The sequence below is a fragment of the Nocardioides sp. YR527 genome (assembly GCF_900101045.1).
Taxonomy (GTDB): domain Bacteria; phylum Actinomycetota; class Actinomycetes; order Propionibacteriales; family Nocardioidaceae; genus Nocardioides.
In genome coordinates this window covers 80,961-103,580 of record NZ_FNFN01000013.1, presented here as the reverse complement: position 1 = coordinate 103,580, position 22,620 = coordinate 80,961, and the positions used below count along the sequence as shown (strand labels likewise).

At 69.7% G+C, this 22,620-nt stretch carries 19 protein-coding genes and 1 pseudogene; 10 read left to right on the top strand and 10 right to left on the bottom strand.

Features of this window, described 5'->3' with window-relative positions; all coding sequences use genetic code 11:
• Together BLT25_RS28030 and BLT25_RS28025 are read right to left on the bottom strand one after the other, a co-directional pair.
• Positions 1-408 (bottom strand): annotated as a pseudogene (locus tag BLT25_RS28030) (DUF222 domain-containing protein); the annotation flags it as partial.
• 374 nt (positions 409-782) lie between these two features.
• The gene (locus BLT25_RS28025) at positions 783-1,433 is read right to left on the bottom strand and encodes a TetR/AcrR family transcriptional regulator (RefSeq protein ID WP_091052913.1); all 651 of its coding nucleotides are present in this window, start codon (positions 1,431-1,433) and stop codon (positions 783-785) included.
• A 95-nt stretch (positions 1,434-1,528) separates the two neighbouring features.
• Between BLT25_RS28025 and BLT25_RS30265 the strand changes: the two genes are divergently transcribed.
• Both BLT25_RS30265 and BLT25_RS28020 read left to right on the top strand, forming a co-directional pair.
• Entirely contained in the window at positions 1,529-1,840 is a 312-nt protein-coding gene (locus BLT25_RS30265) for a hypothetical protein (protein WP_218131504.1), read from the top strand.
• On the top strand, positions 1,806-2,735 hold the full coding sequence (locus BLT25_RS28020) for an FAD-dependent monooxygenase (protein ID WP_218131509.1): 930 nt from the start codon (positions 1,806-1,808) through the stop codon (positions 2,733-2,735). The genes BLT25_RS30265 and BLT25_RS28020 overlap by 35 nt, the downstream gene beginning before the upstream one ends.
• Positions 2,736-2,745: 10 nt before the next feature.
• On the opposite strand, the gene BLT25_RS28015 is transcribed toward BLT25_RS28020, so the two are convergent.
• Both BLT25_RS28015 and BLT25_RS28010 read right to left on the bottom strand, forming a co-directional pair.
• Positions 2,746-3,000: a hypothetical protein gene (locus BLT25_RS28015; RefSeq protein WP_091052912.1), complete on the bottom strand. Its 255-nt coding sequence runs from the start codon at positions 2,998-3,000 to the stop codon at positions 2,746-2,748.
• The gene (locus BLT25_RS28010) at positions 2,997-4,295 is read right to left on the bottom strand and encodes a PspC domain-containing protein (protein WP_176884366.1); all 1,299 of its coding nucleotides are present in this window, start codon (positions 4,293-4,295) and stop codon (positions 2,997-2,999) included. Before BLT25_RS28010 ends, BLT25_RS28015 begins: the two co-directional genes overlap by 4 nt.
• 124 nt (positions 4,296-4,419) lie before the next feature.
• Between BLT25_RS28010 and BLT25_RS28005 the strand changes: the two genes are divergently transcribed.
• Together BLT25_RS28005 and BLT25_RS28000 are read left to right on the top strand one after the other, a co-directional pair.
• On the top strand, positions 4,420-5,724 hold the full coding sequence (locus BLT25_RS28005; protein WP_091052908.1) for an ATP-binding protein: 1,305 nt from the start codon (positions 4,420-4,422) through the stop codon (positions 5,722-5,724).
• An 18-nt stretch (positions 5,725-5,742) separates the two neighbouring features.
• Positions 5,743-6,390 (top strand): LuxR C-terminal-related transcriptional regulator, encoded by a 648-nt coding sequence (locus BLT25_RS28000; protein WP_091052906.1) that lies wholly within the window; start codon positions 5,743-5,745, stop codon positions 6,388-6,390.
• 59 nt (positions 6,391-6,449) lie between these two features.
• Here the strand turns inward: BLT25_RS28000 and BLT25_RS27995 are convergent, their stop codons facing one another.
• Positions 6,450-8,720: a SulP family inorganic anion transporter gene (locus BLT25_RS27995; protein WP_218131503.1), complete on the bottom strand. Its 2,271-nt coding sequence runs from the start codon at positions 8,718-8,720 to the stop codon at positions 6,450-6,452.
• Between the two features lie 171 nt (positions 8,721-8,891).
• On the opposite strand from BLT25_RS27995, the gene BLT25_RS27990 reads away from it, so the two are divergent.
• Both BLT25_RS27990 and pcrA read left to right on the top strand, forming a co-directional pair.
• Positions 8,892-9,254, top strand: coding sequence for a hypothetical protein (locus BLT25_RS27990; protein WP_091052905.1), 363 nt, complete (start codon positions 8,892-8,894; stop codon positions 9,252-9,254).
• 40 nt (positions 9,255-9,294) lie between these two features.
• Positions 9,295-11,754, top strand: coding sequence for a DNA helicase PcrA (gene pcrA, locus BLT25_RS27985; protein ID WP_091052903.1), 2,460 nt, complete (start codon positions 9,295-9,297; stop codon positions 11,752-11,754).
• 158 nt (positions 11,755-11,912) lie between these two features.
• Here pcrA and BLT25_RS30260 read toward each other — a convergent pair whose 3' ends face one another.
• Positions 11,913-13,907 carry a M23 family metallopeptidase gene (locus tag BLT25_RS30260; protein ID WP_218131502.1) on the bottom strand — a complete coding sequence of 665 codons (1,995 nt, stop codon included), beginning with the start codon at positions 13,905-13,907 and terminating at the stop codon, positions 11,913-11,915.
• A gap of 511 nt (positions 13,908-14,418) precedes the next feature.
• On the opposite strand from BLT25_RS30260, the gene sucC reads away from it, so the two are divergent.
• The 3 genes from sucC (at position 14,419) to BLT25_RS27965 (ending at position 17,520) form a co-directional block, all read left to right on the top strand.
• On the top strand, positions 14,419-15,582 hold the full coding sequence (sucC, locus tag BLT25_RS27975) for an ADP-forming succinate--CoA ligase subunit beta (RefSeq protein WP_091052902.1): 1,164 nt from the start codon (positions 14,419-14,421) through the stop codon (positions 15,580-15,582).
• Positions 15,583-15,599: 17 nt separating this feature from the next.
• On the top strand, positions 15,600-16,499 hold the full coding sequence (sucD, locus tag BLT25_RS27970) for a succinate--CoA ligase subunit alpha (RefSeq protein WP_091052900.1): 900 nt from the start codon (positions 15,600-15,602) through the stop codon (positions 16,497-16,499).
• A 343-nt stretch (positions 16,500-16,842) separates the two neighbouring features.
• Entirely contained in the window at positions 16,843-17,520 is a 678-nt protein-coding gene (locus tag BLT25_RS27965) for a muramidase family protein (protein ID WP_176884364.1), read from the top strand.
• Between the two features lie 2 nt (positions 17,521-17,522).
• Here BLT25_RS27965 and BLT25_RS27960 read toward each other — a convergent pair whose 3' ends face one another.
• Positions 17,523-18,359 carry a helix-turn-helix domain-containing protein gene (locus BLT25_RS27960; RefSeq protein ID WP_091052897.1) on the bottom strand — a complete coding sequence of 279 codons (837 nt, stop codon included), beginning with the start codon at positions 18,357-18,359 and terminating at the stop codon, positions 17,523-17,525.
• Between the two features lie 102 nt (positions 18,360-18,461).
• Here BLT25_RS27960 and BLT25_RS27955 point away from each other — a divergent pair, with 102 nt between their 5' ends.
• A complete protein-coding gene (locus BLT25_RS27955) occupies positions 18,462-19,058 on the top strand; it encodes an NADPH-dependent FMN reductase (protein WP_091052895.1) in 597 nt (198 codons plus the stop codon).
• Between the two features lie 63 nt (positions 19,059-19,121).
• Here the strand turns inward: BLT25_RS27955 and BLT25_RS27950 are convergent, their stop codons facing one another.
• The 3 genes from BLT25_RS27950 to BLT25_RS27940 form a co-directional block, all read right to left on the bottom strand.
• A complete protein-coding gene (locus BLT25_RS27950) occupies positions 19,122-20,498 on the bottom strand; it encodes a dicarboxylate/amino acid:cation symporter (protein WP_091052893.1) in 1,377 nt (458 codons plus the stop codon).
• A gap of 117 nt (positions 20,499-20,615) precedes the next feature.
• A complete protein-coding gene (locus BLT25_RS27945) occupies positions 20,616-22,118 on the bottom strand; it encodes a hypothetical protein (RefSeq protein WP_091052892.1) in 1,503 nt (500 codons plus the stop codon).
• Between the two features lies 1 nt (position 22,119).
• Positions 22,120-22,620 (bottom strand): SigE family RNA polymerase sigma factor, encoded by a 501-nt coding sequence (locus BLT25_RS27940; RefSeq protein ID WP_091052890.1) that lies wholly within the window; start codon positions 22,618-22,620, stop codon positions 22,120-22,122.

Below are 22,620 nucleotides of genomic sequence, written 5' to 3'. Positions count from 1 at the left end.
GGCGTCCAACGCTTTGGTGATCACGCGGGCTTTGTCTTGGGACACGACGCCTTCGGCGAGGCCGGCGGCCACGAGGTCGTACTTGGCCACGCCGGCGGCGAGCTTGATCTGGGAGCGGGCGGCGGCCTTGTCGACCAGGAGCTCGGTCCGCATCCACCCCGAGACGTCCTTCGCACCGGTCTCCTCCGTGATGTCGCCCGCGGTGGCCAGCACCCGCAGCTTCACCGCGGCCTGTTGGGCGTGGATCTTCTCCAACCTGGCCAGCAGGTCCTTCTTCTGGCCGGTGCGCCAATAGACCGGATCACTCGTGAGCAGGTCCTGGAGGGAGGATTCGATGGCGGTCAGGGCGGCGTCGATCGGGTCGCCGGGGTTGGTGCCCCAGTGGTCGACGTCGTGCTCGAGACTCATCGTGATCCCTCCCTTCAGAGGCGTGTTGTGATGGGTCTGATTCTACGCCCGCGAACGGATACCTAGCCACCTATAGGTGCAGGTCAGAGGCTATTTTCGCGGTGAGCGAACGGCGTCGTTATTGTGGATGGTAAGTGGCCCGAAGGGCCACCCCTCCGCCCCAACAACACCACCCGTCCCCAGTAGGATTCCGCTGCGCCACACCCGGGCCGCCGCCCCGATAGCCAGCCAAATCTTTCTCGATCTGGTCCGGAGTCCAGGACCGCGAAGCGGCCGGCGAAGCCGGCGGGCCGAAGGCCCGTCCTTGACGCCGGTCCAGATCGAGAACACCCTCCAAGAACGGGTCGGCGGCCCACCCCAGCCACGAAGCAGCCCTAAGTAAGCGCCCGATCAAACTGCTCCTCAGTGATCGCCGGCGCCCCGAAGGCAGACGGCGCATCCCGCCGAGTCCGCAGCCCGTCGAGCATGAGCGTGACGTAGCGCTGCCACAGATCAGGCGCGACGTCGCGGGTGTGATGAGTGACCGCGCCGAGCATCAGCTGGATGAGCGGGAAGTCGACGGGCGCGAGATCGTCCCGGAGTTCGCCTGCCTCCTGGGCGCGGCTGATGAGGGCGGTGGTGGCCGGCTGGAATCCGTTGCGGGCGTCGACGAACGCGTCCGCGGTGCCGCGGTCGCGCTCGAGGACCAGCTCGCGGAGGCCGCGGTTCTCGGCGAAGTCGCGGGCGGAGGCGACGAAGAACTCTTTGAAGCCTTCCCAGGGGTCGGGGTTGGTCAGGGCCTGCTCGGCGTGGTCGGCAAGGCGGCGTACGGCCCCCATGAGCACGGCCTCGATGAGCTCCTCGCGGTTGGCGAAGCGGCGGTAGACGGTGCCGACGCCGACGCCGGCATGACGGGCGACGTCGTCGAGCGTGACGTCGATGCCTCGGGATGCGAAGAGCTCCTGGGCGGCGGCGATGAGCCGCTGACGGTTGCGCTCTGCGTCGGCGCGCAGGGGCCGAGTGTGCTGGGTCGGCGACGTACTCATGACCCCACCCTAACAAAATGGAGGGCTCATCTCCGGTTAGTGCTACGCTCGAAACTAACCGGAGAAAGCGTCTCCGCTTGGGAGGAGAGATGACCATGGCCACACCACGTGCGTTGATCGTCGGGATGGGCATCGCGGGACTGGCGACCGCGATGCGGCTGCGCGAGATCGGCTGGCAGCCGGTGATCGTGGAACGTGCCCCGGAACGCAGGGAGGCCGGCTACTTCGTCGGACTGTTCGAGACCGGACGCGCGACCGCGCAGCGCATGGGTGTGCTCGACGCGATCGGGAACCGTACGGACCGGGACGGGATGACGTACAACGTCGACCGTTCCGGCACGAAGCGCCGGCCGGGCATGGGCTACGGCCGACCTGCCCGGCGACCCGCGTCTCATCCTGCGTGGTGACATCGAGTCGGCGCTCTACGACCAGGCCGTCGAGACGACCGAGATCCGGTACGGCACCAGCCCCGCCGCCATCGACGAGCATGCCGACGGGGTCGAGGTGACCCTGCGGACCACCGACGGCCACGAGAGCACCGAACGCTTCGACCTCGTCGTGGGCGCAGACGGCCTCCGCTCGACCGTACGCCGCCTGGTCTTCGGCCCTGACGAGGAGCTGATGCGGCCGCTGAACCACATCATCGGCGTGGCTCTCCTCGAGGAGCAGGTGCCGGGCTTCGGAGCCTCCGACGGCCTCATCCTCGCCGAGGAGGGCCGCTCGGTGTGGGTGTTCGGCTTCGCCGACCACACGCCGACCGTGATGTTCTCCTACCGGACCGACGACGAGAACGCCCAGTTCCAGGGTGCACCGATCGACCGGCTCCGCGACGCCTTCGGCCCCGAGGAGGCCGGACCGATCCTGGAGAACCTCTTCGACCAGTTCGACGCCGCCGAGGACAGCCTGTTCGACTCGGTCCACCAGGTCGTGATGCCGACCTGGCACACCGACCGCGTCGTCCTGGTCGGCGACGCGGCCTGGTGCCTGACGCTCTACTCCGGGATGGGTGCCTCGACCGGCATCGCCGGTGCCGACCTGCTCGGCACGACGCTCGCCCGCAACCCCGGCAACACCGCGCGGGCGCTGCGGGAGTGGGAGCAGCGTCTGCGGCCGTTCATCGAGGTGCAGCAGCGCTCGGGACGTACCGACGGGCTGGCCATGTTCGTGCCCCAGACCCGGCGCGACCTGATGATGCGCAACACGATGTCGCTGATCGGCGGCAACAAGGTCACCAGGGGTGCGTTCCGGTCGATGATCGCCGGCAAGTTCAAGGAGAAGTCGCTCGACGTCGCCGCGCCGTGACGCGTCGGGGTCAGCTCTTCCTGAGGAGCGCGGCGAGCAGGCCGACCCCGCCACCGACGATCCACGGCAGCGGGAGGAGCCAGCGGAGGTCCTCGATGTCGTGGATGACCACGGTGCCGCTGACGATCAGGGCCCAGACGACGACGAAGACGAGGAAGGCGAGGCCCATCACGAGGTGGCCGATGTTGACCGGGTGGCGGCCGGTCGGCTTCTCCGCGGCCGCCTGGTCCTCGAAGCGCGGCGGGGGAGCGTAGTCGTAGCTCACCGGATGCTCCTCTCGGGAGTGTCGACGAAGCGTACGGCTCGGGGGTCGCTCTCCTCGTAGACGTTGATCGCGCCGAGTTCAGCGGTCGCCGTCAGCCGAAGGTCGGCGTCCTCGGCGAGGCCGGGCTCGCTGCCTTCCTCACCGGCCACGTGCGAACGGGTCACGACGAAGCCGCCGACGTCGCTGCGGGTCTCGTCGAAGACCTTCGCCTCGCCCAGGGTACCCATGGTGGCCTCGACCGAGACGGTGGCGTCGTCGGGGACGATCACGGTGATCTCCCCGAACGTGCTGGTGATGTCCAGGTCGCGGCCCTCGAGCGTCTTCGGGTCGATGGCGCTCATGTCCAGGACGATCGAGCCGGCGTCGACCACGTAGGAGCTCTCCAGTGCGGCGACGGTTCGAGGGTGGGCCTCGATGCTGCTGCCGGTCTCGAAGTTCGACGGGTCGATCATCGTGAGCGGCAGCGCGACCAGAGCCATCAGGCCGAGGAAGATCAGTCCGCCCGCCCGGCCCCAGAACGCGCCGAGCACGAGGAAGCCACCGAAGACGGCCAGCAGCGCCGCCGGGTAGGCACTGGTCGGGACCGGCGCCCAGTCGGCGACGTCGACGAGCCCCAGGACCCCCACGACCAGCGCGGCGACCGCGATCGCGCGACCGAACAGCAGCGGCGGACGCCGGCGGCCGGTCCGGACGAGGGGCGTGTTGGGATCGTAGGATCCGGGCGGCCACGGCGCCGGAAGAACACGTGTCTGAGCTGCGGGAACGTCCAAGCCTGTGGTTGCCGCCGACGCGGCAGGGGGCGGGGGAGGTCCGCCGCGCTTGCGCCCCCACTTGCCGCGGTTGGCGTACCAGAGCGCGACCACCCCGAGCACCGCGAGCCAGAACCAGGGGATGCTGGTGTCGCCGAACGCGTCGCCGAGCAGCGAGATCGCCGCGATCCCGCCGGCGATCCAGAGCAGGAGGTTGCGGGCGGGTGGCCCGACGGGGATCATCCCGTCCTCGGCACCGTCCTCGGGCACCAGCACCCAGGCCGCGACGTACACGATCCCGCCGGCGCCCCCGAAGAACACCGCGACCACCAGCATCACCCGCACCAGCAGCGGGTCGACGTCGAAGTGGCGTGCGATCCCACCCGCGACACCGGCGATGTGCCGTCCCTCCGGAGAGGCATGGGTCGTACGCCGCAGGCCACTGAGGTTGCGCAGCTGCTCGCCACTGGGGCGGGTGCGCTTCTCGGAGACCGGCGATGGCGGCTCCGGGGTGGGAGGCAGGGGTGCCTCGGGCGGGATCGTCACACCCCTACTCTGACTCCTTCGCACCCCGCAGACCATCAGGGACGGCCCTGAGTTCTCGGTGAGCAAGGATCAGGGTGAATCCTCATGGCATGTGCCCGCGGTAGGTGTGACGATGGTTGTCATCATGACGACAACCCATGCGCCGACGGAGCTGCCGGCCCCGCCACCGCCCCCAGGGGTACGCCGCGCCTACCGCGACACCGACGCCTCGGTGATCGGCGGCGTGGCCGCCGGCCTGGCCGAGCACCTCGGTCTGCCGGTCCTGGCGGTGCGCGCATTCTTCGTGGTGACCGCGGTCTTCAGCGGCTTCGGCGTGCTGCTCTACGCCGCCCTGTGGATCTTCATCCCCGCCGCCCCACACCTGGAGCAGTCCACGCCGGGTGGCGAGAGCGCCACTCGCGGCGGCCGCCGGCCCTCCTCGCGCTCCGGGGGCGTCGACAAGGGCCCGGCGATCGCGCTGCTCGCGCTCGGATTCGGTGCCATCGTGCTCTTCGACGCGGTGCTCGGCGCCGGCGCGCTGATCTGGCCGGCGATGCTCGGTGTCGCCGGCGTCGCACTGCTGTGGCGCCAGGCCGACGCGGCCCAGCGCGAGCGCTGGATCGACGGCACCGGCCGCCTCGACCTGGTGCGGATGGTCTTCGGCAAGGGCGGCTGGCGGGCGTACGTCCGGGTCGGGGTCGGTGTCGGGCTGATGCTCTTCGCGGTGATCCTCGCCGGCGGCCAGCTCGACCTGGGCAACGCCACGGCGCTGATCATCGCGGGCCTGATCGTGCTCGGTGCCGGCTTCCTGGTCGCCGGTCCCTGGGTGCGCCAGCTCGCGAGCGACCTGGGCAGTGAGCGGGAAGAGCGGATCCGGAGCCAGGAACGCGCGGACATGGCCGCCCATCTGCACGACTCCGTCCTCCAGACCCTCGCCCTGATCCAGCGCAACTCCGGTGATCCCGCGATGGTGCAGAAGCTGGCCCGCGCCCAGGAGCGCGACCTGCGCGAATGGCTCTTCTCGACCCCCGCCGAGGCCGACGAGACGTTCGCGGCCGCGCTGAAGGCGGCCTCCGCCGAGGTCGAGGACGCCCACGGCGTGACCGTCGACGTGGTGGTCGTCGGCGACGGTCCCTTCGACGAGACCGTGCGCCCGATCGTCGCGGCCACCCGCGAGGCCGTGACCAACGCCGCGAAGCACGCCGGCACCGGCCGCGTCGACGTCTATGCCGAGGCGACCGACGAGGCCTACGAGGTCTTCGTCCGCGACCGGGGTGAAGGCTTCGTCCTGGACGAGGTCTCTGCCGATCGGCACGGCGTACGAGACAGCATCATCGACCGGATGTCGCGCCACGGCGGGTCGGCTGTGGTGAGATCGTCTCCGGGAGAAGGAACCGAAGTGCGGCTGAAGCAGCCTCGCACGAAGGAGGCTGGGCATGAAGAAGGCTGAGCTTGAAGGAGAACGGGCATGAGTGAGGTCAAGGTCGTCATCGTCGACGACCACGCGATGTTCCGCACCGGCGTACGCGCCGAGCTGAGCCGGTCGCCGGTGATCCGGATCGTCGGGGAGGCCGAAGACGTCGACACCGCGGTCAAGGCGATCGCCGAGGGCAAGCCCGACGTGGTGCTGCTCGACGTACACCTTCCCGGTGGCGGCGGTGTCGAGGTGATGCGCAAGGCGCCCGCCGTCGACGGCTCGCCGCGCTACCTCGCCCTGTCGGTCTCCGACGCGGCCGAGGACGTCATCGGCACCATCCGCGGCGGTGCCCGCGGCTACGTCACCAAGACCATCACCGGCGCCGAGCTGGTCGCCGCGATCCAGCGGGTGTCCGGGGGAGACGCGGTCTTCTCGCCGCGCCTGGCCGGCTTCGTGCTCGACGCCTTCGCCGGCACGATCGCCATCGCCGACATCGACGAGGATCTCGACCGCCTGACCGAACGAGAGCGCGAGGTGATGCGCCTCATCGCGCGCGGCTACTCCTACAAGGAGGTCGCCGGCGAGCTGTTCATCTCGATCAAGACGGTCGAGACCCACATGTCCAACGTGCTGCGCAAGCTGCAGCTGTCGAGCCGTCACGAGCTCACCCGCTGGGCCAACGACCGCCGCCTGCTCTAAGAGATCGCGCGGGTAGGGCCGCCTGCTACGCGCCGCGATACGGGCGCGATCTCTGAGGGCTAGGCGGGCTCCGGTGGGCGGGCCTCCATCAGGTGGGCGAGCTCGTCCGTCTCAGCGTCGGTCAGCGGCGTGAAGCCGTCCCCGCGCAGGATCTGCAGCGTCCCGTCGGAGATGTCCAGGAACAGCCCCACGAGACGTACGTCCCGGCCTTCCAGGATCTCCCCGAGCCGGTCGATCATCACCGCGACGTTGACCTGCGACACCTGGTCGACCTCGCTCCGGCCGGCGGCGGCAGCGGCGGCGCCGACCGGATGCCCGGCCCGCCACTCCTGGATCGCCGGGGCCGCGTGGCGCAGCCAGTCACCGACGGGTCCCGCGGGGACCTCCCCGGCCCGGGTGCTCGCCAGCGCCGAGGTCATCGCGCCACAACGTGAGTGGCCGCAGACGACGACGGTGTTGATGCCGAGGTCGTCCACGCCGAACAGCATCGGCGCCGCGACCGAGCTGTCCGCGCTGCCGGGCTCGGGCACGAGGTTGCCCATGGTGCGCACCGTCAGCAGGTCGCCCGGGCCGCTCGAGGTGATCAGGTTCGGCACCACCCGGGAGTCGACGCAGGTCAGGAAGACCGCGTGTGGCTCCTGGCCGTCGGCCAGCCCTTCGTAGACCGGGCGCAGCGGTGTCGCGTGGCGACGGTGATACTCCCGGACGCCGAGGGCCAGCGGGTGGTGCCGGTCGGTGCGGTCGGCACGTACGTCCTGCCAGGCGCCCCACGGCAACAGGCCGCGGGGGCTGATCGGAGGCGCCTTGAGCGCGCGCTCCTGGCGGGGCGCCTCGACGCCGTGGGGTCCGGAGTGCTCCACGAGCACGGTGCCACCGGCGGCCTCGTAGCGAGCGCGCCAGTGGTCGAGCTGGTCGCGCCCGGCCGGGTCGAGGTAGTCGACCAGGAGGTCGAGCTCGACGACCTGGCCCTCCGGGATCGCGTCGAGCCGGCTGACCAGCTTCGGCGTCGCCAGGAAGGAGAGGCTGCCGTGCACCTCGACCAACCACTTCTCGCGGCCGTCGGTGGCCTGGCCGGCCAGGCGTACGTCGATCCGCACGTGGACCAGGCGCCACAGCACCAGGACCAGAGCGGCGACCAGGCCGATCAGGACGCCCTCGATCAGGTTGAGCGCGAGCACCCCGGTGATGGTGAGGGCGTAGATCCACAGCTCACCGCGGGCCCGCGCCTGGGAGATATCGGCGGGCCGGACCAGGCCGGTGCCCATCATGATCAGCAGCCCGGCCAGGGCCGCGAGCGGGATCTGCTCGACCAGGCCGACCAGGACCAGGGCGAAGAGGAGCACCCAGACGCCGTGCAGGATCGCAGAGGCACGGGTGCGGGCTCCGGCGGCGACGTTGGTCGAGCTGCGCACGATGACGCCGGTGACGGGGAGACCGCCGAGACCTCCCGAGACGGTGTTGGCGAGCCCCTGGCCGATCAGCTCGCGGTTCAGGTTGCTGCGCGGGCCACCGTGGAGCTTGTCGACGGCGACCGCCGAGAGCAGGCTCTCGACGCTCGCGATCAGAGCCATGGTGAGCACCGCGCCGGCCACGGCGAGAGGCGTGCCCTCCGGGAGCGCGATCGAGCCGATCTCGTCGAGCAGGTCAGGGCCGAGGTGGACGCGCTCGGCACCCGGGAGCCAGGCAGCCGCGAGCAGGGTGATCGCGACGATGGCCACGAGCTGCCCGGGCACGGCGCGGACCCGCTGCGGCAGCCGCGGCCAGACGATCAGGATGCCGATCACGCCGAGCCCGGCCAGGACGGCCTGGATGTTGGGGTTCTGGGCGTTGCCGACGATGTGCTTGATGTTCTCGATCGCGCTCGCCTGCGACCGGCCGCCGAGCGCGACGTTGACCTGGCCGAGGACGATCGAGATGCCGATCGCGGCGAGCATCGCGCTGACGACGGTCGGGGAGATCGCCAGTGCGTAGCGTCCTAGCCGGCTGGCGCCGAGCACGATCTGGAGGAGGCCGGCCATCAGGGTGATCGCGCAGGTCGCCTCCCAGCCGAACTCGGCGACCGTCTCGGCGACGACGACGGTGAGACCTGCGGCCGGGCCGCTGACCTGCAATGGTGAGCCGCCGAAGAGGCCGGCGACGATGCCACCCGCCGCGGCGGCGATCAGGCCTGCGGCGACAGGAGCACCGGAGGCGACGGCGATGCCGAGCGAGAGCGGCACGGCGACGAGGAAGACGACCAGCGAGGCCGGTACGTCGAAGCGAATGGTCTGGCGGAGCTGATCGAGTGGTCTGGACCCGCCGGTGGGCAGGGTCGGGCGAGGTGATGACACGTCAGAATCCTCCTTGCGGAGCCGAGAGCGATGGTGGCGGTCACCGTGAGAGTAGGCAGACAACCGAACATTCCCCAAGGCGAACGTGATCAAAATCGTGTGATCGTTCGAATACGTGCCTCGAGGGGGTCCCGTCTGGCGGGTGCGGAGGCGGGGATCTAGTCTGTGCGCATGGAGTTCGTGCGGCACATCCTGCTCGTCATTCACCTGCTCGGCTTCGCCGCGCTCTTCGGCGGCCTGCTGGTGCAGATCAAGGCCCCCGACAAGGTGTCCAACGGCCTCATGCGCGACGGCTCCGGCACCGCGTTCCTGGCTGGTCTGCTGCTTGTCGGCGTCCTCGAGATGGGCGACGCTCCGGTCGACCACGCCAAGGTCGGCGTGAAGCTCGTGATCGGCCTGGTCATCCTCGGCCTGGTGATGTCGCAGCTGCGCAAGCCCAAGATCTCCGACGGGCTCTACTGGACGATCTTCGGGCTGACGATCGTCAACGTCTGCGTTGCGGTCTTCTGGTCCTCCGTGCACGTCGCTTCCTGATCCGCGTCTTGTCGGTGCTGCGCTCTAGGCTGGAGGCAGCATGAGTACGCCTGACCAGACCCCTGTTGCCACCATCCCGGGCCTCGAGGCCTTCGCCTCGGCGCAGCCGGCCGACGAGCCGCGTACGAAACGACGCGGACCGAGCACCGAGGAGCTCCTCGACGGGCTCAACGAGCCGCAGAAGGCCGCCGTGCAGCACCAGGGCGCGCCCCTGTTGGTCGTCGCCGGTGCGGGCTCGGGCAAGACCCGGGTGCTGACCCGCCGGATCGCGTGGCTGATCTCCCAGCGCGGTGCCCACCCCGGCAGCATCCTGGCGATCACCTTCACCAACAAGGCCGCCGCCGAGATGAAGGAGCGCGTCGAGGCCCTGGTCGGCAAGCGCGCCCGGATCATGTGGGTCTCCACCTTCCACAGCGCCTGCGTGCGGATCCTCCGCAAGGAGATCGACAAGGTGGGACTGAAGTCCAACTTCTCGATCTACGACGCCCAGGACCAGAAGCGGCTGATGCAGCTGGTGCTCACCGACCTCGACCTGGACCCGCGCCACTACCAGCCCGGCCAGGTGCTCAACTGGGTCAGCGACCAGAAGAACGAGCTGCGCGACGTCGAGGCGGCCGAGAAGGACGCGCGCAACCACCTCGAGCAGACCTATGTCGCGGCCTACAAGGAGTATCAGAAGCGCCTGCGGCAGGCGAACGCCTTCGACTTCGACGACCTGATCATGTCGACCGTCGAGCTCTTCCGGGCCTACCCGGAGGTGCGGGAGGTCTATCGGCGCCGGTTCCGGCATGTGCTGGTCGACGAATACCAGGACACCAACCACGCTCAGTACGCCCTGGTCCACGAGCTCTGCGCGGACCGGATGGACGACACCGCGCTGACCGACTCCTACGCAGACGACGCCCCGCGCAGCGACCCCGCGGAGCTGATGGTCGTCGGTGACGCCGACCAGTCGATCTACGCCTTCCGCGGCGCCAACATCCGCAACATCCTCGACTTCGAGCAGGACTTCCCCAACGCGACCACGATCCTGCTGGAGCAGAACTACCGCTCCACGCAGACGATCCTCACCGCCGCCAACGCGGTCATCAAGCACAACAAGGGTCGCAAGGAGAAGGCGCTGTGGAGCGACGCCGGCAACGGCGACCGCATCGTCGGCTACGTCGCCGACGACGAGCGTGACGAGGCCCGGTTCGTCTCCGACGAGATCGACAAGCTCGTCGACGGCGGCCTCAAGGCTGCCGACGTCGCCGTCTTCTACCGCACCAACGCCCAGTCGCGGGTCTTCGAGGAGGTGTTCATCCGCACCGGCCAGCCCTACAAGGTCGTCGGCGGTGTGCGCTTCTACGAGCGCAAGGAGGTACGCGACGCCCTGGCCTACCTGCGCACCCTGGCCAACCCCGACGACCAGGTCTCGCTCCGACGGATCCTCAACACCCCCAAGCGGGGCATCGGCGACCGTGCGGTGGCCTGCGTCAACGCGCTCGCCGAGCGCGACGGCCTGACCTTCTGGGACGCGCTGCAGAAGGCCGAGGACGCTCCCGGTCTGGCCACCCGGAGCCTGACCAACATCAAGGCCTTCGTCGCGATGGTCGAGGAGCTGCTGCAGATGGTCGCCGCCGGTGAGCGGGCCGACGTCATCCTGGAGACGGTGCTCGACCGATCGGGCTACCTCGCCTCGCTCGAGGAGTCCGACGACCCGCAGGACGAGACCCGCGTGGAGAACCTCGCCGAGCTCGTCGCCGTGGCCCGCGAGTTCTCCGACGACCCGGTCGCGGCTCCCAGCGCCGACCCGGCCGATGTGGACGCCGGCACGGTCGAGCCCGGTCTCGCCGACTTCCTGGAGCGGGTCGCGCTCGTCGCCGACACCGACCAGATCCCCGACGACGAGGACGGCGTGGTCACCCTGATGACCCTCCACACCGCCAAGGGTCTGGAGTTCCCCGCGGTCTTCCTCACCGGTATGGAGGACGGCGTCTTCCCGCACTCCCGGGCCCTCGGTGACGGCACCGAGCTCGAGGAGGAGCGCCGCCTCGCCTACGTCGGCATCACCCGCGCCGAGAAGCGGCTCTTCATCTCGCGCGCGGTCGTCCGGTCCGCGTGGGGCGCGCCCTCGCACAACCCCGGCAGCCGTTTCCTCGACGAGCTCCCGGTCGACCTGGTCGACTGGCGGCGTACGGAGAAGGAGATGTCCTCGTGGGGCCGGCCCAACTTCGCCAACGACAGCTGGGGCGGTGGCCAGCGTCTCGGCCAGCCCACGGCCGCCGGCCGCCGCAACTTCTCCTCGGCCGCGCTCCGCGCCGACGTCGCCGCCAAGTCGAAGCCCGCCCGTGAGGTGCCCTCGCTCGACCCGGGCGACCGGGTCACCCACGACTCCTTCGGCCTCGGCACCGTCGTCACCATCGAGGGCTCCGGCGACAAGCAGGTCGCGAGCATCGACTTCGGCGACACCGGGGTCAAGCGGCTGCTGTTGCGCTACGCGCCGGTCGAGAAGCTCTAGTCGCGCCGAGTCGGCTCGTTGTGACGGGCTGGCTCGGGGGGACGTAGATGATTACGGGCCGAGTCGGCGCATCCGCACGCCTCGCTCGCTTCGCTTCGCTCCAAGGCGTGCAGATGCGCCGACTCGGCTACACACAGGGACGCGCTGCGCGCGTCCGCTCAGCTCGGGTCTACGCCGTGCTCGTTGAGGGCGGCGTCGGGGTCGACGGCGTCACCACCACCGGGGCGGACCTCCACGTGGAGGTGGTTGCCGGTGGAGTTACCGGTCGAGCCGACGTAGCCGATGACCTCACCGGGGGAGACCGTCTGGCCGACGGAGACGCCGTAGTCGCTCTGGTGGCAGTACCAGATCTCGGTGCCGTCCTCGAGGGTGATGATCGTCCGGTTTCCGTACGCTCCGCCCCACGCGGTCTCGGTGACCGTGCCGCGGGCGATCGCGTGAATCGGCGTGCCGTAGGGGGCCGCGAAGTCGAGACCCGTGTGGGTGCTGGACCAGTTGGAGCCCGAGGAGCCGAAGGTGCCGGTGATGCGGTAGACGCCCGCCGGGATCGGCAGCTCCCACATGTTCGACTTGAGGAACTTGTCCTGCTTGTCGGCCTGGACGTCGACGCCCTGGAGCGCCTTCTCGCGGGTGCTCGCCGCGGTGTCGGCCTCGGAGCGCTCGTCGTTGCGGGTGACGGTCGCGGAGCGGTCACCGACGACGACCATGTCGCTGTCGCCACCGAGCGCCGTGGCTCCGACGAGGCGTACGTCATCGGCGGCGACCATCGTCGGACCACCGGTCAGCGCGATGCCACCGATGGCCGCGGCGAGAGCGGCGGCGCCGGCGGTCAGCGGGACCGTCGGGCGGCCACCGGCCGCCGCGGCGGCGGCGCGCCGGGTGCGGGGACGGGTGGGGCCACCGATGCCGACCATCGTCCCGGTGGTCTCGACCGCCGGGAGGTCGTGCAGTTCGGGGCGGTAGGTCGCGATCTCGCTGATGCTCGGCAGGTCGATGCTGCCGGTGTCGGCGCGGAAGTAGGTCTCGGCCTGCTGCGGCTCGCGGTCGTAGCCGTCGGCGTAGTCGTCGGTGTAGTACGCCTCGTGAGCCTGCGGCTCCTCGTAGTAGGGCGCGTCGACGGTGTAGGTCTCGGCCGGAAGGTCGATCGCCATCGAGTCGAAGTCGATCTGCTGCGGCAGCGACACCGGCGGGGCCGGGAACGAGGTCGTGTCGATCTTGAACGACGTCGGCGGCGCGTCGAACGCCTCCTGGAACCCGCGGGGCTCCTGGATCTCCGGCTCGTAGGCCGGAGCCGCAGGCGGAGCCGGGATCTGGCGGGCCTCGCGCACGGCGCGGATCTTGCCGGTCAGCGGCGCGAAAGTGTTGGCCATCCGCAGCGGCTTCGGCGTGTGCGTCGGCTCGGGCGCCTGGAACGTCGGCTCAGGAGCGACGGGCGCCACCGGCTCGGGAAGCGCGGGAGCCGAAGGAACAGCAGGAACAGCCGGAACGCCGCGCGGAGGCGTCTTGGTCGAGACCGCCCTGCTCGACCTCGCCTTGGCAGGCGCGGGCTTGGTCGGCTGGGTCAGGAACATGGTGAGCTCGGAGGTCGTCATTCCTCCGACGCCGAGGTCTTCGAGCACCTCGGGGGTCACCTTGTCCGGGTCGATGCCCATCGAGTGGAGCAGGTCGGCCAGGACCGGGTCGATCTGGTCCGCCCGGCGCTGCACGGGCACGATCGGGGTCGCCGCGGGAGGCGGCGGAGTCGGGAACGAGGCCGGGAAGGACGGGCCGTCGCCCTCGACGAGAGCACGCAGCTCACTCGTCGAGATGCGGTCGTCGTTGGCCTCGTCGTCGCGCGGGGACCCGACGACCGGCAGTTTGCCGGTCTGCTCGAGAACCACGCGGTTGGGCCGGGCCTTGGCGACCGGCTCTTCGGGAGTCTCAGGGGCGGGGGATGGCTTCGCGGTCCCGACGGCGGGGGACGGCGCGGCGCGCCGCTTCCCGACGTAGGAGGTCGATCCGGTCGCTCGCGGGGCAGGCCTGGAGGCAGGGCTGTCGGTCGCCGGCGCTGCGCGCCGCTTCCCGACGTAGCTGCTGCTGCTCGTGGTTGCTCCGGGGGAAGGGGTGACCGAACGCGGACTGTCACTTGTGACGTCGGCTCGGTGGTTGCCCATCAGTTCATATCTCCGCTGTTCGGGGTCAGACGGCGAGCCATGACTGTAACGGACCGGAGGGCGCGGTCAAGAAATGTGGCACGCCCGTTTCGCTGATTTCACCTTCGGCGCCGGCCGAATCAGTCGCTGATCTGCGTATTTCCGCCAGATTCGGAACTCGATTGCGAAACATTTATGTCACCCGAAACGCGTGTCATCGGCCCATTTGGGCATCGATACGCCGTAGAAACCCGCCGGTCCTCGGACCGTGGGCAGCGTCGTACGGGGTCAAACGGGGGTCGCTGCGTAGGGCTGCGCACTGTTACCCAAGGTTGCCGATTTGTTGGTATGTGTCCGGTGTGTCCGGCCCCACGGCCCGCCAGTGGCGTACGTCACGTCGTGTGCCCTGGGCTCGTAACTCCGGCTCGGCGGGGTCTAAGGTGCTTGACGGACACATCTGAAGACGAGGGCGTCGACCGCTGATCCATGCGGTACGCCGCCCCGTACCGCAACACACAGACCAGGTGGATCAGTGGATCTCATGGAGTACCAGGCGAAGAAGCTCTTCGCCAAGCACGGCGTCGCCGTGACCGAAGGTGTCGTCGTCGAGACGGCTGAGGAAGCCAGGAAGGCCGCCGAGGAGATCGGCTTCTGCGTCGTCAAGGCGCAGGTCAAGGCCGGTGGCCGAGGCAAGGCCGGCGGCGTCAAGCTGGCCAAGACCGCGGACGAGGCGTTCGAGCACGCCTCGAACATCCTCGGCATGGAGATCAAGGGCCTGAGGGTCAACCGGGTGCTGATCACGCCGGCGACCCCGCCGGTGGAGGAGTACTACTTCTCCTTCCTGCTGGACCGGTCGAACCGGCAGTACCTCTGCATCGCGTCCGTCGAGGGTGGTGTGGAGATCGAGGAGGTCGCCAAGACCAACCCCGATGCCGTGAAGCAGATCGGCATCGACCCCGGCAAGGGCGTCGACGAGGCCAAGGCGCGCGAGATCGCGACCGAGTGCGGCTTCCCGGAGCCCGTCTTCGAGCAGGCCGTCGCGATGATCCAGAGCCTCTACACGGTGTTCACCGAGGAGGACGCGACGCTCGTCGAGGTCAACCCGCTGGCTCGCCTGGAGGGCGACAAGCTGGAGGCCCTGGACGGCAAGGTGTCGCTGGACGACAACGCCTCCGAGATCCGCCACGAGGACCACGAGCAGTTCGTCATCCGTGACGAGGAGGACCCGCTCGAGGCGAAGGCCAAGGACAAGGGCCTCAACTACGTCAAGCTCGACGGCCAGGTCGGCATCATCGGCAACGGCGCGGGTCTGGTCATGTCGACCCTCGACGTCGTCGCGTACGCCGGTGAGGCCCACGGCGGCGTCAAGCCCGCCAACTTCCTCGACATCGGTGGCGGCGCCAACGCGCAGGTCATGGCCGACGGTCTCGACGTCATCCTGAACGACGAGCAGGTCAAGTCCGTGTTCGTGAACGTCTTCGGTGGCATCACCGCGTGTGACGAGGTCGCCAAGGGCATCGTCGGCGCGCTGGACATCCTCGGCAACGAGGCCACCAAGCCGCTCGTCGTGCGTCTGGACGGCAACAACGTGGACCTGGGCCGCCAGATCCTCAGCGAGGCCAACCACCCGCTGGTCACCATCGTCGACACCATGGACGGCGGCGCCGACAAGGCCGCCGAGCTGGCCAACGCCTGAGGTCGGGAGAGAGAAACATGAGCATCTACCTCAACAAGGACAGCAAGGTCATCGTCCAGGGCATCACCGGCGGCATGGGTGCGAAGCACACCGCCCTGATGCTCGACTCGGGCGCCCAGATCGTCGGTGGCGTCAACGCCCGTAAGGCCGGCACCACGGTGACCCACAAGGACGCCCAGGGCGCCGACGTGGAGCTCCCGGTGTTCGGCACGGTCGCGGAGGCGATGAAGGAGACCGGCGCCAACGTGTCGGTGCTCTTCGTCCCGCCGGCGTTCACCAAGGACGCCGCGATCGAGGCCATCGACGCCGAGATGCCGCTGATCGTGGTCATCACCGAGGGCGTCCCGGTCCAGGACACCGCGGAGGTGTGGTCCTACCTGCAGGGCAAGGCCACCCGGATGATCGGCCCGAACTGCCCCGGCATCATCACGCCGGGCGAGTCGCTGGCCGGCATCACCCCGCACACCATCACCGGCAAGGGCCCGGTCGGTCTCGTCTCCAAGTCGGGCACGCTGACCTACCAGATGATGTACGAGCTGAAGGACTTCGGCTTCTCCACCGCCATCGGCATCGGCGGTGACCCGATCATCGGCACCACCCACATCGACGCCCTCGAGGCGTTCGAGAAGGACGACGAGACCAAGCTCATCGTCATGATCGGTGAGATCGGTGGCGACGCCGAGGAGCGGGCCGCGGCCTACATCAAGGAGAACATCTCCAAGCCTGTCGTCGGCTACGTCGCCGGCTTCACCGCGCCGGAGGGTAAGACCATGGGTCACGCCGGCGCGATCGTGTCCGGCTCCGCCGGCACCGCGCAGGCGAAGAAGGAGGCCCTCGAGGCCGCCGGGGTCAAGGTCGGCAAGACGCCGTCCGAGACCGCTGCTCTCGCTCGCGAGATCCTCTCGTCCCTGGCCTGAGCCTGCGAAGGCCAGGTGAGACGAGAGGGCTGAGGAGGATGAGCGCAGACCCGAGCTTGCTCGGGGCTCGCTCGTCCGTCTCGAAACCCACGCAGTCCCTCTGACGTACGTCAGATCCTGACCGCCCCGCGACCGTCATGGTCGCGGGGCGGTCGTGTTTTCGGGGATCGGTTCGAATGGGCGCGCGCGAGCGTCCGAACGGATTACTGTGACGGCTATGGCCAAGAGAATGACGCGTTTGATCTCGGGTGCGGTCGTTATGGCTGTTTCAGCCTCGGTCGGAACGTCGATCACCGGGTCGGCCGCGGCAGTGGCGGCACCGACCCAAAGCTCGCACCAGAGCGTGGATCAGGCACAGGCGGAGCGGAAGACCCACACCGTCCAGCCGGGTGAGACGCTCTCCGGGATCGCCGGGAAGTACGGCGTCACGGTCACCGACCTGGCGACCTGGAACAAGATCGCCGACCCCGCCAAGATCCGGGCGGGCGCCGAGCTCGTGGTGAGCCCGCCCGCGAAGCCGGCCGAGAAGACCTACCTGGTGGTGCCCGGTGACACCTTCTCCGGCATCGCTAAGAAGTTCGGCGTCGAGGCGGGCGAGCTGATGGCCTACAACGGCTACGAGGATCCCACCAAGCTGCTGGCGGGGAGCAAGATCAAGATCCCCGAGGCGAAGCCGAAGCTGAAGAAGTACAAGGTCGTCGCCGGTGACACCTTCGTCAGCATCGGCAAGAAGTTCGGCGTCACCGCGGACGCGCTGATGAAGCACAACGGCTACGCGGACCCGACCAAGCTGCTCGCCGGCACGACGATCGAGATCCCGGCCAAGCCCGCCAAGCCGAAGCCCAAGCCGAAACCCGAGCCCGGCACCGGGGAGACGGTCTACACGACCGTCGCCGGCGACACCTACGCGAGCGTCGCCAAGAAGTTCCGCATCACCGAGGAAGAGCTGCGGATCTACAACGGCCACAGGGCACCCGACAAGCTGCCTGCGGGCTTCAAGCTCTACATCCCGCCGAGCTGACCTCAGACCGCGCGCAGGGCACCGGCGCGGTGGCGCCGCATCGCGTCGAGCGACTCGGCGGTCGCCGTATCGGCCGGCATCAGCACCAGGATCTGCTGGTTGTCGGCGGCAGGGAGCTCCAGCTCCTCGACCTCGAAGCGCAGCTCGCCGGCGTCGGGATGGCGCCAGCGCCACACGCCGCCGTGCGGCTGGTCGTGGCGGTTCAGCCGGTCGGTGAACTCCTGCCCCGCCTGCTCCGACATCGCCTCGATCATCGTTCGCGAGGCGACCGGGTTGGGACCGCGGTAGAGGTTGGCGACCAGGTCGTCGGCGACCCGCGCCCAGGCGGGGAACGCCTCGTGGGCGCGCGGGTGGAGGAAGGCGTACGCGGTCAGATTGGGCTCCGCGTGGTCGAGCATGCCGAGGGGCCGGGCGAGCAGGTCGAACGTGGAGGTGTGGGCGAGCAGGTCGCCGAGCCGGTTGGTGAGCACGGCGACGCCCGGCTCGAACTGCTCCACCAGGGCGCGTGCGCCCGGGCGTACGTCACGACCGGAGGAGAACGGGCCCAGGCACTGGCCGCCGGAGGCCATCGCGAGGGTGCGCAGGTGCTCGTGAGCGGCAGCGTCGAAGCCGAGCGCGTCACCGATGGCCCGCAGGACCTGCGGTGAGGGGTGGCGATCGCGGCCCTGCTCGATCCGGACCAGGTATTCCACGCTGATCCCGGCCAGCGTGGCCAGCTCGGAGCGCCGCAGACCCGGGGCCCGGCGGCGTACGCCCTCCGGGAGACCGACGCTCTCGGGCGTGGTCCGGTCGCGGCGGTCCCGGATGAACGAGCCGAGGGCTCCCGCGTTGGCTGGCATGTCACCAACCCTACGGTCCGGCCGGGCGGTCATCGTGGCCCTGCTGGGGCCAGCCTCGGCTCGGTCTCCCGCCGCTCGTTGATCAGCGTGAATCTGGATGGCATGACCCAACCACTACGTATCGCAGTCATCCTCGCCAGCGTCCGGGAAGGTCGCGGTGGCCCGATCTTCGGCTCCTGGATGGCCGAACAGGCCGAGGCGTACGGCGGTCTCCAGGTCGAGCTGATCGATCTGGCCGACCATGAGATCCCGTTGTCCCTGCCGGCCGAGTCGCCGAAGGCGGCCGGTGACGACTACCCGCGACCCGAGGGCCAGGCGGACCTGACCGACGCCCTCGCCGCGGCCGAGGGCTTCATCATCGTCACTCCGGAGTACAACCACAGCTACCCGGCCTCGTTGAAGTCGGCGCTGGACTGGCACTTCACCCAGTGGCAGGCCAAGCCGGTCGCGCTGGTCTCCTACGGCGGCGACAGCGGGGGCCGCCATGCCGCCCTGCACCTGGAGAACGTGCTCACCGAGTTGCACGCCCACCCGCTCCAGGCCCGCCTCGCCTTCTCGCGCTACTGGGAGCACCTCGACGAGAACGGTCGACCCAACGACCCGGAGTCGGCCGTCTACGCCAAGGGCATGCTCGCGCAGCTCACCTGGTGGGCCGAGGCGTTGCGGGCTGCGCGCGGCGACGCGCCGTACCCCGGGTGAGACGGCGGCGCCCCGGCAGCCAGGTGGCTGCCGGGGCGCTCGATCGCGTACGTCCAGGAGACGTCAGGCCGCGACCGTCTCCTTGACGGGCTCGTCGTCGGCCAGCAGCCCGGCCGCGGAGGCGGAGCGGTAGCGGTCGACGTCGAGGATGCCCTCGCGCTTGGCCACGATGGTCGGCACGAGCGCCTGTCCGGCGACGTTGACCGCGGTGCGTCCCATGTCGAGGATCGGGTCGATCGCGAGCAGCAGGCCGACGCCGGCCAGCGGCAGGCCGAGGGTCGAGAGCGTGAGGGTCAGCATCACGACGGCGCCGGTGAGGCCGGCGGTGGCGGCCGAGCCGACGACCGAGACGAAGGCGATCAGCAGGTAGTCGGTGATGCCCAGGTCGATCCCGAAGATCTGGGCGACGAAGATCGCCGAGATCGCCGGGTAGATCGACGCGCAGCCGTCCATCTTGGTGGTCGAGCCCAGCGGGACGGCGAACGAGGCGTACTCCTGGGGGACGCCGAGGTTCTTGACCGTCACCTGCTCGGTCACCGGCATGGTGCCCACCGAGGAGCGCGAGACGAAGGCGAGCTGGATCGCCGGCCAGGCACCGCGGAAGTACGCCAGCGGGTTGAGGCCGTTGACTCGCAGCAGCACCGGGTAGACGACGAACAGGACCAGTGCCAGGCCGACGTAGACGGCCACCGCGAACCAGGCCAGGGAGCTCAGCGAGTCCCAGCCGTAGGACGCGACCGCGTTGCCGATCAGGCCGAGGGTGCCGATCGGCGCCAGCCGGATGATCCACCACAGCACCTTCTGCACGATGGCGAGGAAGGAGCGGTTGAAGGCGAGGAACGGCTCGGCCTTCTCGCCGGTCTTGAGCGCCGCGATGCCGATCGCGAGGGCGACCACGAGCACCTGGAGGACGTTGAAGCTCAGTGCGGTCTCCGCGAGCGGGCTCCCGCCGACCTGCTCGACGCTGGTCGACGCCTCGAGGCCGAGGAAGTTGCCGGGGATCAGGCCCTGGAGGAAGTCGAGCCACGAGGCGGACGCGCCGGCCTCGGCCGCATCGGCGGTGCTGACCGCGGTGTTGCTGCCGGGCCGGAAGAGCAGCCCGAGGCCGATGCCGATGGCGACCGAGATCGCCGCGGTGATGGCGAACCACAGCAGCGTCTGGCCAGCGAGCCGGGCCGCGTTGCTGACCGTACGCAGGTTGGCGATCGAGGCGATGATGGCGGTGAAGATCAGCGGTACGACGACGGCCTTGAGCAACGAGACGAACGAGCCACCGATCGTGGCGAGGGTCGTCGTCAGCCAGTTGGCCTCCTCGCCTGCCCCGGGGCCGATCGCTCGCGCGATGGCACCGAGGGCGACGCCGAGGACGAGGCCGAGAATGATCTGGACCGAGAAGGACGGAAGCTTCAGCCGTCGTCGGGTGGTGGGTGCGGTGGACACGAGAAGGCTTCTCCAGGATCGGTAAGGTTCGGGGCTCTGATCTGCCCGAACGTCCCGATCGTCAGGTGTCTTCCCGGTCTCGGCGCGTTGTGACAGGAGTCTCCCTCCGGCCTGCTGTCAGCGCAGGTCGCTGATCCCGGCGGTGACCGCCGCCTTCTCGATCGCGAGGATCCGGTCGGGCCACGAGTCCGGCTGGTCGGGCTGGTAGCACGGGTCGTCCTTGTCGCCCGTGCTCGGCGGGCACGGGCCGGCGAGCTCGGCGTAGCCGACCAGGACGAGCCGGGTCTCGTACTCCGCGACCAGCTCGGTCTCGAACCACATGCTGTCGCCGCCGTCCAGGCCCGGGTAGGTCGCCTGTGAGCGGGCCGCGCGCTTCGGCCCGGCGTCGAGGTCGTCGCTGACATCCGTGGGCAGCGAGGTGACGGTCGGGTCGACGCCGAGCTCGTTGGCCGGGCAGACCTCCATCCACTCCATGATCTCGTTGTACGCAGCGCCGGCGGCGTTCTCATCGGGGAAGTCCAGCACCGCGACGTGCACCTGGCCGACCATGGCGCGGTCGGTGTCCCAGCGGTAGTCGGAGGCGACCTTCGCAGAGGCGCCGAGCGAGGAGAGCCATTCCTTCTGACAGGCCAAGGTCGGCACGTCGGGTGTGGGCGTGTACTGGTTCCAGCCGAGCGCGCTCTCGAAGCGGTCGAGCGGGGGGAGGGTGCTGCCGTCGATCAGGTTGGCGGCGCTGAGACCGTCCGCCGCGGGCGACCCTGTCTCGGTCGGGTCGGCGGACGGCTCGCCTGGAGGCGTGGCGCCGACCATCCGGTAGGCGGCGTTGACGGCGGAGGTCTGCAAGGTGGTGGGTGAGACATAGTCCTGGACGCCACGCTTCCGGGTCATCACCAGGACCCGGTCCTCGGCGGCCACGACGGCCGTCGCCGTCTCCCAGACCGCGTTCATCTCGGGGTCGTCGGGCTGGTACGTCACCACGTCGATGCTGCCGCTCGAGACGACGCCGCCCTCGACCGGGAGCGTGCCGGCCAGCTCTGCTCCGTCCACGCCGGGGCACGAGATCGCGGCGTCGGAGAGGTCGACACTCACCTTCTCGGCCTCCTCGGCCGAGCTGAACTCGGCGACAACGGCGTTCAGCGTGCCGGCGGCGTCGGCGTACTCCTCCCCGGGCTTCGCGACGAAGTCGCGGCGGAACGTCGCCTGCGCGCCCGCATCGCCCAGCGACTCGGTGAGGCAGTCGTTGTAGGTGTCGGTGCCGTCGCCGTCGTAGGTCTGCTCCTGGACCCACGCCGGATAGGGATCGTCGGCGACGAGGTCGTCCTCGGTCGGCAGGTTGGTCCGGCTGAGGTCGGACGCCGATGCAGAGGCCGAAGGGCCGGACGCGGTGACGCTGTCGCTCGTGGCCGGTGCGGGGTCGATGCCCGTGTCGCCGAGCCCGGTGGAGAGAAAGATGACCGGCCCGGCGACGACGGCGGCCATGGCCGCGACGCCGGCGGTCACGACGGCACGACGGCGGCGCCGGATCTGGTCACCTCGGCTCCGTGCCTCGGCCGCGGAGCTCATCGGCGCTCCGGGGGCGTCGGCGCGGAACTGGTCCAGACGCGAGATCGGGTCACTCATCTCAGGCCTCCTTCCAGACGGCGCCGGGGTCCTCGGCGAGCAGTTCGGCGAGCGCTGCTCGTCCTCGAGCCAGGCGGGCCTTGATCGTGCCGGTCGGGGCGCCGACCTCGGCGGCCACCTGATGGACGGGCAGATCGGCGATGTGGTGCAGGACGATCGCCTGACGCTGAGCCTCGGGGAGCTTCTTCAGCGCTGCGACGAGAGCCACGTGGGACTCGTCGACCGCGGGCATCTCCGTGCGAGCGCCGACAGCTCGGTCCGCGGCCCGCGAGGCGTACTTCTTCCGGCGCCAGCGGCCCACCGCGAGGCGGTAGGCGGTGGTGCGGACCCAGGCTTCGGGGTAGTCGACCGAGGACATCTTGCGCCGGTGCGCCCAGGCGCGGGCGAAGGCCTCCTGCACGCACTCCGCGGCCTCGTCGAAGTCGCCGATCATGGCGTACAGCTGAGCACACAAGCGGCGGTAGGACGCGTTGTACAGCGCGTCGAACTCGTCCTCGTCCAT